Genomic DNA, 12617 nt, shown 5'->3' on the forward strand with positions numbered 1-12617 from the left:
TGTTAATATTGTAGTTACCACAACAAACAATAAGGAATGAATGCAAATGACTCATCTAAATGGTACCACTAATCATGTTAAAGGAAAACACTTAACTGAATTTGAAAGATATCAAATTCAGGTTTTGAAGAGTGAAAATTATTCAAATCGTGCTATTGCTAAAATTTTGAATAGAGCACCTCAAACAATTAACAATGAGATCAATAGAGGAACTGTTAAACAAATTAAGCGCGTAGTTTCTAATGGTAAAGAATATTTTTATGATTATGAATGCTATTTCCCTGATGTTGCTCAACTTAAATATGAAACAAATCGTATGAATTCTTACAGGACTCCAAAACATCAGCTATCTCATGCTTTTATTGATTGGGCTGATAAGATGATGTTGAATAAAAAATGGTCTCCCGATGTCGTAGTTGCCTATGCTAAAAAGAATAATATTTTTTGTGATTCTATTATTCCTTGTGTTTCAACACTATATAACTGGATTGAAAGAGGAATTATGAAGACCTCTAATATCGACCTTATAGAGAAGATTTCACGAAAACCAAATACAAATAGAAGACCTAGTCGAAAAAATAAAAAAGTATTAGGAAAATCTATCGAAGATAGAAGTCATGAAATCAATTCTAGAGATGTCTTTGGTCATTGGGAAATAGATACTGTAATTGGTTCTAAACTTAAAAATGAAAAAGCGTTACTTACACTTGTTGAAAGACAGACACGATTTGAAATCATCGTTCCTATTAAAAGTAAAACTAATGATGCTGTCACATTAGCATTAAGTCAATTAAAAGATCAAATAGGTAATTCATTTTCACGAATATTCAAGTCTATTACTTCTGATAACGGATCAGAGTTCTGTGACCTTACAGAGACATTACCTGATACTGAAATATACTTTACGCACCCTTATTCATCATGGGAACGAGGTACTAAAGAAAACCACCATAAATTCATTAGAAGGATAATCCCTAAAGGAATCAGTATGGGATCAGTATCTGATGAGATAATTTATCGTATCCAAAACTGGATGAACAATTATCCCAGAAAAATTCTAGATTACGAAACACCTACATACCTGTTTCTGAAGTCACTAAAATCCGAAGGATTATTAAGTGAACCATTAAGTTACTATCTCTATTAATTTGGATGTTGTGGCTAACTTGCAATTGAAATTTTCGAACAAGAAAAAATTGGTGAATTTTATATAAAGCTAGAAAATAAAACACAATATATTCAGAATAAAATAAATTTACTTAAATTGAGGAGAGAATATTTTCTTAATTATGTAATTGTTTAGTAATTTAAAGGTTATATAGTTTTTAGTTTAAATTATATTGATTGTAATGTTTATAATTTTGGAAATATGCAAATAAATTAAGCGAGTAAAAATACAAAAATGCAAAACGGGTGGTTTAATGGAAAATGAAATGAAAGAAATATTCGAAAAGTTATTTAAACATAAATTGGCAAGTAGTGAATCTAGTAAAGTTGTTAATAGAATTTATAAGCTAATAGAAATTAATATGAAGCTATTTGACACAAATAATAAATATTATGATATTTTAGAAACAGTATATAATGACAACTTAAACGCGAGGAATCAATTTTTAGTTGAACTAAGAATGTTTTTGGAGAGGATAGAAACTGAAGATATTAAGAAAGAAAGATTTTTTGAATCATTAACAGAGTATGAGCGATACTTAATAGATATAATTAACAATATAAAATCTGTTCCATTATTACAATCACTTATTACTGACAATATTGGAACTTGTATTATTGGAGCAAATGGAGTTGGTAAGACAACAATGGTCTCTGATTTAAAAGATAATACACTCACAAATTTAGTAATAATCCCTGCAGACAAGCCATTAAATTTTAAAAAAATTACTTATCCTTTTGATCCAGAGGAATTAAATATTGATAAAGTAATAGGTAATCTGCAGTTGAAAATACAAGGAAAAGAAAAATATACTTATCCATATAATACGAATGAATATTTTATTTCTAATATTATGTATAATATTATAGAACATCATTCAATATGCTTAGATAATAACTGTAAAGATAATTCGATATTTGTTAAAATAAAAACTATTTGGGAAAAACTATATCCAGAAATAATTTTGGATAAACGAATCCAATATAAGGATTTTACATTTTCTAAAAACGGATCAGCTCCTTATTATTTTAATTCTCTGAGTGATGGTGAAAGATCTTCACTTCTATTTCTAATGGTGATATTATCAATTGATGAACCTCGTATTTTTGTTATAGATGAACCGGAAAGTCACTTAAATATTGCTTTATGCAATGAATTATGGAGGGAAATTTTAAAAATTAAGGAAGGGAGTAAATTTATTTTTATATCACACCAAAATGAATTTGTTGCTTCGCACGATAATATAGATTTAATTTGGTGTAAAGAATATATTGATAATAATAGTTACAATGTTGAATTAGTCGAAAAGAATGAGGTATTACCTAAGGAATTATTAGTTAGTTTACTCGGAACAAAGAAACCTGTACTATTTTGTGAAGGTGAATATACAAGCATTGATTATAGGTTATACTCATTATTGTATGAATCAGAATATTTAGTAAAACCTGTTGGAGGTCATACTAATGTAATTAATTTTACAGAAGCATATAATAATCTAAATTTTAATCAAGCTTTTGGTATTATTGATAGAGATGAAAGAGATATTGAGAATATTGACTTTTTAAACAAAAAAAATATTCATGTTTTGCCATGTAACGAAGTAGAAATTTTGTTTTTACATAAAGAATTAATGGAATTTACTGAACTGAATAACAGCTATTATACTGAGTTATATGATTTAGTTATCGAGAGAAAAAATGAAATAATTCTTAAGAATATCAAAAAGAAAATAGAAAGACATTTTAATACTAACAGTATAACTGAGATGAAAGATACTAGATTATTTAAAAAAGAATTTGTGAATTTATACTCTAAAATAAATATAGATAAAATGTATAATGAATTTGATAAATATCTTCAACAAATTGTTGAAGATTCGAACTATTCCGAATTGTTGAAAATCTGTTCTTTAAAAAACGAATTAGATTTAAAATTACCAAGTAAATTCTTTGAAGATTGTTTAAAAAATATTGCGGAAAATAAAGAATATCAAAAACAGTTAAAATTAATAATAAATTTATAAAATAGTTAAAATATTATTAATTGTGAATAAAAAAATTGTATCCTTGAATTTCATCTTTTCTACAATATTCAACTAATAAATAACTAAACATATTTTAACGTAAACTTCGATTAAAGATAATTTAAAAAGATAATATTTAATTATCAATTATGAAACATTTTAAAGAAATAACAATAATATAAGCTTATATAAATATTTTTAGTAAAATTACAACTTATGATGACTGAAAATGCTTCATTTTATTATTTAGAGAAATAAGATAAGAAAAATTGAGAGCAATTTAAGATAGATAAAATAATTTTATTTAAAACTTGAAATAACCCATTGATTATAATATTCTATCAGAGAGAGAGAACTTGATTTTTGAATAGTGAAACTGCTATTTAATTGTCGTATTTAGAGTAGTTCTACTACCTCGAAATACGTTATAAATATTCTATGTATGCTTTTTAATTAATTGTCTCATCAGTAATAAAGTAGAAGTTCTCTCTCTATGATATAAGGAGTGTATATGAATTTAAGTTCTTTTAACGACATTGCAGCTTCATTAAATGTAACACCAAAGTATTTACAATATATTCTTTTCAAAAAGAAAACTTATACTATAAAAGAAATACCTAAAAAAACGGTGGAGTTAGGGTTTTACATATACCCAATGATGATTTGAAAAAGCTTCAGATCATTTTACTTAAATTAATTAATAATAATTTTAATTCCCATTATTCTGCACATGGATATATAAAATATAAAAGCCATATAACAAATGCATTAAAACATAAAAATAACAAATATATTTTAAATATTGACTTAGAAGATTTTTTTGGATCAATAAATTTTGCAAGAGTACGTAGTCTATTCATTAATTATTTTAAAAGCAGTGAAGATGTTACAACCATATTATCAAATATTTGTTGTACTAATGAAGGGATATTACCTCAGGGCGCTCCTACATCGCCTATAATTTCAAATATTATATTGAAAAGTATAGATAAAGATTTGAGTATGCTAACTAAGCGTATTGGTGAATTAACATATACAAGATATGCCGATGATATGACATTTTCTTCAAATAAACCATTGCACACTATCTTATTTAATATTAATGACGGAGAGGTTATATTATCTCAAGATTTAATACGTATTATTAATAAATATAATTTTTCAGTTAATAATAAAAAAAACAAGATATTTAACAAAAAATGACAGGTTAGAAGTTACAGGTATTGTTCTAAATGAAAAAGTTAATGTTAATCGTAAATATGTAAAAAAAGTAAGAGCTATTTTGAATTCTATTGAACTCGACTTTAATGAAGCTCAGTATAAATTTCTAGATAAATATGGAACGAATGATATTCTTGTGGCTCTAAGAGGGATGATAGAGTATGTTGGTTACGTTAGAAGTCATAATAATGAACTATACGATGATGTATTTTTAAAACTAGCTATGAGATATAATAATATTTTAGATGAGAATAATCATAGCTTAAGGAGAATAAAAATTAATCTACCTTCTATTTTTTCTATTTATGAACAAGAGGTTATTTTAGAAATGTCTTATGAAGATGAGATATGGACTGAAGAAGTTACTATTGGGCAAGGAAGCGCTTTTATATGTGAGAAGAATAATTTCATAACAAACTATCATGTAGTGGACAACTTAATTAAAATTTTCAATGATAACAAAGATTGTATTAATCCCGATGTTACTATAACTTTTTATGTATTTGATCATTATAATAATAAAGTGAAATTAAATTTAAAAATCAAAGAATTAGATAAGAAAATTGATTATATTATATTTGAAATATTAAATAATGAAATACTTAAAAAATATAAATCGCTGAATAAATCAAATGAAGTAATAAAAATAGATAAAAGAGAATTCACTCTATATGGTTTCCCTCAATATAGAGAGGGTAATAATATTACCGCAAGCGCAGCCCAGATAATAAGTCTAGGTGTTAAACAGATTAAAGATGATCCAATGTTTATTGCCATTAATGCTCAAATACTTGAAGGTAATAGTGGCGGCCCATTGATTAATAACAAAAATCAAGTTGAAGGAATTGCTGTTAAAGGAACTAATAGAACAAGTGTGACACAAAATCAAATGAATCCTATAAGCTATTTGGAAAATTTATAGTATTTGTTGAAATGTATAATCTAGAATAAATATAGTTTGAGTAGGGTTTAGTTCCTGCTCTTTTTTGTATTCTCAAAATTATTGAAGGAATTAGTTCTTTTTAAATATATAATAATTATATATTTAATTTTTCTTATTTGGGAGTGGTTATTATGACTGTAGATTACTCAAAACGTTATTTCTGTGTTGGAAGTCAAAATGGTGTCGATGAACCGCAAGATTTTATTAAGAATGGTGAGTGGCGTATTGGTTGGTTTGGTGACGAAAAGAATAGTGACTACAAAAAAGCTTTGCGTTATTTAGAAAGAATGAGAATTGGGGACTACATTTTTCTTAAATCAACATTTACAAAGAAAAACAACTTACCTTTTCCTAATGTAAATAATCGTACTGCTTCAGTGATGAGAATAATTGCTGCTGGTATTATTGAAGGAATTGAAGATGATGGTCATACTGTTAAAGTAAACTGGATTCATGATTATTCTGATCAACAAAAGTTATGGTATTTCTATACAGGACGAAATAGTATTTGGGAGCTGGATTTAGTTGGAGGCCGTTTTGCTGAAGAACTTGTAGCTTTTGCATTAAATGAAAAAGATCAAGATTATAGTATGGCAATGAACACTCCGAATTGGTCCCACTTCGTGACTAAGGAAGGGGAAATGACTGAAACAATAATTGCTAAAAATCAGCCTTTAAAACTTGTATACGAAGACTTAAAGAACAAAAAATTATTAGCTTATAAGTTTAGAGACTTTTCGATGGATGTAAGAGATACATCGAAAAGTAATATCAAATGGAAAGATTTGCTGAGACAGATTGCAATTCAAATTGAATTAGACAAATATAATGATATTGAAATCTTATATGATGATGTATTTCCTAATTTAAGTGATGAGAAAAAAGAATATTTTAGTCGCTTTTTGAATAATGCTATTGGTTTCTACAGGAATGAAGCAGATATTCCATTAGAAATTACTAATAGAAATTCTACTAAAGTTATGCGCAATAGCGAGATAAAGTTCAAGGGTAAGTCACTCTGGTTTGGATCTATTGCTGGCATAGATGCTATAGTATTAATCCAAGGTATGATAAATAAATTTGGTAAGGATGACGATGTATTAAGAATCTATTATATGAATGATATTGAGACAGAAATTATTCCTGAAGTAGATAACGATGAACCTGAAAAAGTTGTCTTAGAAGAAGGTGAACTGGATAATAAATTAAATACTATTTTATTTGGTCCTCCCGGCACAGGTAAAACTTATTCCGTTGAGAAATATAAGAAGAAGTTGCTGGATAATCAGACGAGTGAAGTGGTCAAATATGACTTTGATGGGTTAGGATGGCGACATGCTATTTACTTAGCGTTTAGATCAAATGGATATAAACCGATGTCTATTAAAGAAATCGAAAATACTGAAATTATTCAAAAATTCGCTGAGACAAAGAATAGTAAAGCACCATATGGAACGATTAGTACTACAATTATTGAAAATTCTACTTATGAGAGTACAAAAACTGTATATCGTAGAGGTACTGATTATTTTGAACGCGTAAATAATAAATGGCAATTAACTGAAGTTGGTAAAGCTGAAGCGGAAGAAATTAAAGAGCCGTACACAGATAACAATGCTTCTACTCAATTCTATGAGTTCATTACGTTCCATCAGTCATTTGACTATGAAGATTTTATTGAAGGTATTCGAGCAGAGGTAGAGAATGACGTGATTAATTATGTAGTTAGAGAAGGCGTCTTCTTAAAATTCTGCAAAGCTGCGATGCGTGACAAAGAGCAGGGGAATAATAATAATTTCTTGTTTGTTATCGATGAATTTAATCGTGGTAACATTAGTAAGATACTTGGTGAACTTATAACGTTAATTGAAGTTAATAAGCGTATTAGTTACATTGATGGAGAATGGAAAGGTATGCAAGTGACATTACCTTATTCAGGTGAAAAGTTTGGTGTGCCTGACAACGTATACATTCTAGCGACAATGAATACAGCAGATAGATCATTAGCTACGATAGATACAGCAATTCGCAGAAGATTTGATTTTGTTGAAATGATGCCAGATTCTGAAGTAGTGAGAAAGAATATTGGTGAAGATGGTGCTATCGGTGATATTGATATTGCTGGGATTATGGACGCGATGAATCAACGTATTCAGTATTTATATGATAGAGATCATATGCTTGGACATGCCCTATTCTTAAATATTGAGTCATTAGAAGATTTACAATATAGATTTGAAAATAAAATTATTCCGTTACTTCAAGAATACTTCTTTGATGACTATCAAAAGATAAAAGCGATTCTAAATGATGTAGATAGTATTTATATTAATAAAAAACAAGAGCGCCTAAATAATGTGTTCGATCATCGTTTGATAGAAGAATGGTATGACCAAGATAAAGACATTTATGAACTAAATAATAAAGTCTCAATTGGAGTATTTGAACAGTTTATTCGAAATGTAATCACATATGAAGAGATAGAACATGAATAAAATTAGGAATATTACGATTACCGAATATGGTCGAATTTATGCAGGTGATGTTATTAATAATGTTCAAATTACGAAAGAAGATATCAATGAATTAAAGTTATTCATAGATGAGAATAATGAGAAAGATAAATCATTAAGTAGCATTGAAGAATATTTGAAACCTATAAGGAATGGTGTTCAAGCAAATAATTTTGTTGGTGTATTAAGGACTAAATCAGGATTAACAATTGAGATATTACCTAAAATAGCAAATGGACAACATGACTTAAATGATGTGAAGAAACTGTTCATTAAGATGCTATCAACAGTAAAACAAATTAACGGTAAAGCGTTTGAAATGACGCATTTAAGTATTAATGACAATAGCTTAATAGAAATATTTATTGCTATGTTTCTTATAGAGGTCAATGAAATTATTAAACGTGGTTTAAAGTCTGATTATATTGTATTAGAACAAAATGAATCGTATTTAAAAGGTAAGCTTAATATACAAAAGCAAATTCAATTGAATAGTTTTAATAAAACAAGATTCCATAGTAAGTTTGATGAGTTTGATATAAATATACCGGAAAATCAAATCATAAAAAGTACGTTGTTATTTTTAAAGAAAGAATCTACTAATGGTCATAATCAAAAAATGATAAATATGTACTTACATTATTTTGATTCAGTGAGTTCAATACGTGATGTAGATAATACTTTCAAAAAGATAAAGAAAAATAGAGAGTATGCTTATTATGATCAATCTATCATTTGGGCAGAAATATTTTTGAAGAAGAAATCTTTTACATCGTTTACTGGAAATAGTTTGGCTTATGCGCTACTGTTTCCAATGGAAAAGGTATTTGAATCTTATGTTGCACATATGATTAAGAATCACCTTTCAAATCATGAAGTATATTTACAAGATAGTCGATATTATTTATTTGATGATGACGGATCTGGAAATAAAAAATATAAACTAAAGCCGGATATTATAATTAATAATACTGAGACAAATCTTGTTACAATTATAGATACGAAGTGGAAGTTATTAAATGCAACAGGGCCAGCACAAAGTGATTTATATCAAATGTATGCATACAATTCGCGATATAAACATTATGGTGAAAACGTTAACAAAGTGGTATTGCTTTATCCACAAAGTAATGTATACGAAGAAAAAGTATTAACGAGTAAAAAATTATTTGCTGATAATGAAGAAATAAAATCAAAGATAGAAATTGTATATGTGAATTTATTTAATGATAATTGGACTCATAAATTTAATATTGAGTAGTATTTATCGTACATTATCGACTCATTAAAGATAATAATCTTTAATGAGTCTTTTATTTAAACTTTTAAATAAAGATCAAATATTAGAAAAAGAAGGAGCCATTATGTCTAAATTAAACAAGAATTTCCTATGGGGTGGTGCTAGTAAAGGTGCATTTCGTATAGAATATAGGCTAGGGCAACAAATGCTGTCACCTGTAGATTATCGTTTCGAAGACATCACAGTATTTATGGAATGAAGTGAATCCAGGTATGGAAATAGAATCAATATATGATGGATATGATGAGACTATGGAAGCGATATCAGAAGATTTAAAGGCAATGAATTTTGATAAGTACATTTATACATGGAATACATTATAAGGAATACTGAGGTTCGTTTAACCAAATTAAAAAGCAAGATTTCTATATATAGAAATCTTGCTTTAAAATACGTAACTTAACTAAAAGTTTCGACTTTTGTGTTCACTCTAGACAGGTGAACTTTTTTTATCACTAAAAGGTTTGGTTTTACAAAATATATTTTAATATTAATATTCTATATTTGGCATTGCGTTTACTTGTTTTTGATAACGCTTAAGCGCATAAAAACCAGCACCACTAATAATTGTTATGATTAATAATTTTTTCAAGCTCACCATTCCTTTATTTAGCTATTTATTATTTTGGTAATAATTCAGTTCTAAATCTTTTGATGTTTGTTGACGAATTTTTTTCATCAATTCTGTGTCATCAATAAGTGATTGACCATATGATGGTATCATTTCTTTAATTTTAGGAGTCCATTCAGATTCATATTCAGGGAAGTTTTTCTCAAGCACTTCTAATGCGACTGAAACTGAAGTTGATGCTCCTGGAGATTCTCCTAATAGTGCAATCACTGTATGATCTTTAGAGTTAACAACTTCTGTACCGAATTGAATAAATCCTTTACCATATTCAGGTGTGTCTTTAATGACCTGTACACGTTTACCTGCCGTATATAATTCCCAATCTTCATCACGTGCTTCTGGGTAGAATGTACGTAAATGGTTCATACAACCTTCTTTAGTCATTAAGATTTGGTCGATAGAATACTTGATTAAAGGTAAATTCTTAACTGCAGAAGATAATAATGTTGCAATATTATATGGTTTAACAGATTTAAATAAATCTAAATTAGAACCATTTTTTAAGAATTTAGGGCCAATACTTGCGAATGGACCGAATAGTAATGTACGTTCACCATCAATATAACGTGTATCTAAGTGTGGTACAGTCATTGGTGGTGTCCCATGCGGCTCTTTACCATAGACTTTCGCGTCATGTTGCGCGATGATGTCTGGATTAGTACAAATTAAGAATTGACCTGTAATCGGGAAGCCGCCTAGATTTTTACTTTCAGGAATACCTGTTTTTTGTAAAAGTGGGATTGCACCGCCACCAGCACCGATAAATACATAATCAGCAATTTCAGTTTGAACGCCACCACTATTAAGTTGACGTACTTTTACTTCCCATTTGCCATCTTGTCTTTGATTAAAATCGATAACTTCGTGATTGTACTGAACATCAGCATTTGGGTGCTCTTCAATATTTTGAGCCATTTTACGTGTTAGCTCTCCAAAGTTCACATCCGTACCTTCATTGATTTTACTAGCGGCCATAATATCACTTGGACTGTGACCTTGCATCATTAATGGAATCCATTTTCTCATTTCTTCGATATCTTCTGTAAATTCGATATTATCGAACATTGGAGATTCTTTCATCACATGATAACGATCTTTTAAGAATTGGACGTTATTTTTACCTCTAACAAAACTGATGTGAGGTAATGGTTGAATGAAGTCTTTAGGGTCTGAAATATTTTTACTTTTAACTAAATGTCCCCAAAACTGTTTTGAAATTTCAAACTGTTCATTAATTTCTTTTGCTGTTTCAATGTCGATTGATCCATCAGGTTGTTTCACTGTATAGTTCAATTCACATAGGGCAGCGTGACCTGTTCCTGCGTTATGACGCTCATTTGAACTTTCGAGACCAGGGCGGTCTAAACGTTCATAAAGTTTTATATTCCAACTTGGTTCTAATTCTTTAAGCATAGAACTAAACGTTGTACTTAAAACCCCAGCGCCAATAACAACAACTGTTTTTGACTCTTGTTTATTCATAAATATCTCCTTCCTATTACATATAAATGTTATTGTAGTACAATCATTTTGAAAATTAAAATACTTAGCTTGAAATAAAGTACTAAATTTTATTTTATAAATTTAGTACTTAATGATTGTAGTGTAGATACCTTGTGAGTAGTAACGATAAAAATTTTAACGAGATAGTGACCTATCGTAACACTTGGAGACCAAGGTGGCGGGTATTATCGCAGCTTTATTTGTAAAATATTTTGTATTTGAGACAAGAGGGTATACATTAGAAGAAATAGAACAGGCACTTGTTACAAACAATACAAAATCTCTTAATTAAGGTGTGAATATATTGAATAAACAACAGGAATTTAAAACTTATAAGATTACAAATAACGATATAACCATTGAATTAACTAATCTCGGTGCAATCATTAAAAGAATCATGGTTCCTCATAATGATTAGGAAATTGATATTGTCCTGGGGTTTGATAATGAACAGGACTACCTCGAAAACGATTCAACTTATTTTGGTGCAGTTATTGGTAGAAATGCTAATAGAATAGAGGATAGTATTTTTAACATAGAAGGTACACAATTTCATGTTGAATCTAATGAAGAAAATCATAACCTGCATAGTGGTTCAAGTGGATTTCATACTAGAAAATGGGATGTTGTATCTCATAATGAACATAGCATCACTTTCTCATTACTCAGTCCGCACTTAGATCAGGGATTTCCCGGGGAATTAAAGATGGAAGTAACATACGCACTTACTGATGATAATGCCTTAGAAGTGACTTACAAAGGTCAAAGTGACAGTTTAACTGTGTTTAATCCAACGAATCATAGTTATTTCAATTTAAATGGGCATCATTCAGGTGACGTATTAGATCACAATCTATGGTTGAATAGTGATAAATATAGTGAATTAAATGATGAGAGTATTCCTACGGGTAAACAAATAGAAGCGACGGATACGAATATGGACTTTACAGAATTGAGAAAGATCTCAGAAGATAAGACGGTTGAATATGATGATAATTTTATCTTAAATAGTAATGACATTCATCAGAAAGCAGCAATGCTTATAGGGGATGTTACTGGAATACAAATGGATGTTTATACGAATAGTCCATGTATTCAGCTTTATACCGGAAATGGTTTGGATAATGTATATGGTAAAAAGGGGACGGTTTATAACAAACATGCTGGTGTGTGTTTAGAAACTCAATTTGAACCGAATAGTATAAATTCAAATCATCCACCGTTAATTGATGGTGAGAAAGAATATAAAACGATTTATAGATTTTCAGGATTTTAATAAATGAAAGAAACAAAAAAGTGAGCAATCCATCATCGG

Annotated in this window: 9 protein-coding genes and 1 pseudogene; 8 read left to right on the forward strand and 2 right to left on the reverse strand. The window is 28.8% G+C overall.

What is annotated here, in order from left to right:
* The first annotated feature begins 46 nt into the window (after positions 1 to 46).
* The 7 genes and pseudogenes from HT586_RS02790 (at position 47) to HT586_RS12500 (ending at position 9367) form a co-directional block, all read left to right on the forward strand.
* Positions 47 to 1147 carry an IS30 family transposase gene (locus tag HT586_RS02790; RefSeq protein WP_203546518.1) on the forward strand — a complete coding sequence of 367 codons (1101 nt, stop codon included), beginning with the start codon at positions 47 to 49 and terminating at the stop codon, positions 1145 to 1147.
* A gap of 274 nt (positions 1148 to 1421) precedes the next feature.
* Complete coding sequence (locus HT586_RS02795) at positions 1422 to 3191, forward strand: AAA family ATPase (protein ID WP_203546201.1); 1770 nt, start codon at positions 1422 to 1424, stop codon at positions 3189 to 3191.
* Positions 3192 to 3827: 636 nt separating this feature from the next.
* Positions 3828 to 4394, forward strand: a pseudogene (locus HT586_RS02800) (reverse transcriptase family protein); the annotation flags it as partial.
* Between the two features lie 79 nt (positions 4395 to 4473).
* The gene (locus tag HT586_RS02805; RefSeq protein WP_203546203.1) at positions 4474 to 5334 is read left to right on the forward strand and encodes a S1 family peptidase; all 861 of its coding nucleotides are present in this window, start codon (positions 4474 to 4476) and stop codon (positions 5332 to 5334) included.
* A 152-nt stretch (positions 5335 to 5486) separates the two neighbouring features.
* A complete protein-coding gene (locus HT586_RS12385; protein ID WP_238999304.1) occupies positions 5487 to 7850 on the forward strand; it encodes an AAA family ATPase in 2364 nt (787 codons plus the stop codon).
* The gene (locus tag HT586_RS02815) at positions 7843 to 9129 is read left to right on the forward strand and encodes an McrC family protein (protein ID WP_203546204.1); all 1287 of its coding nucleotides are present in this window, start codon (positions 7843 to 7845) and stop codon (positions 9127 to 9129) included. The genes HT586_RS12385 and HT586_RS02815 overlap by 8 nt, the downstream gene beginning before the upstream one ends.
* A gap of 103 nt (positions 9130 to 9232) precedes the next feature.
* Positions 9233 to 9367, forward strand: a complete 135-nt coding sequence (locus HT586_RS12500) for a hypothetical protein (RefSeq protein ID WP_269152464.1) — start codon at positions 9233 to 9235, stop codon at positions 9365 to 9367.
* 291 nt (positions 9368 to 9658) lie between these two features.
* On the opposite strand, the gene HT586_RS12390 is transcribed toward HT586_RS12500, so the two are convergent.
* Together HT586_RS12390 and lqo are read right to left on the reverse strand one after the other, a co-directional pair.
* Positions 9659 to 9769 carry an SE2200 family small protein gene (locus tag HT586_RS12390; RefSeq protein WP_407943977.1) on the reverse strand — a complete coding sequence of 37 codons (111 nt, stop codon included), beginning with the start codon at positions 9767 to 9769 and terminating at the stop codon, positions 9659 to 9661.
* Positions 9770 to 9781: 12 nt separating this feature from the next.
* Entirely contained in the window at positions 9782 to 11281 is a 1500-nt protein-coding gene (lqo, locus tag HT586_RS02820) for an L-lactate dehydrogenase (quinone) (RefSeq protein ID WP_096077290.1), read from the reverse strand.
* Between the two features lie 454 nt (positions 11282 to 11735).
* On the opposite strand from lqo, the gene HT586_RS02825 reads away from it, so the two are divergent.
* Positions 11736 to 12578 carry an aldose epimerase family protein gene (locus tag HT586_RS02825; RefSeq protein WP_238999341.1) on the forward strand — a complete coding sequence of 281 codons (843 nt, stop codon included), beginning with the start codon at positions 11736 to 11738 and terminating at the stop codon, positions 12576 to 12578.
* Positions 12579 to 12617: the final 39 nt, after the last annotated feature.

Origin of the sequence: Macrococcoides bohemicum (genome assembly GCF_016865215.1) — a bacterium.
In the GTDB taxonomy this organism is placed as follows: domain Bacteria; phylum Bacillota; class Bacilli; order Staphylococcales; family Staphylococcaceae; genus Macrococcoides; species Macrococcoides bohemicum.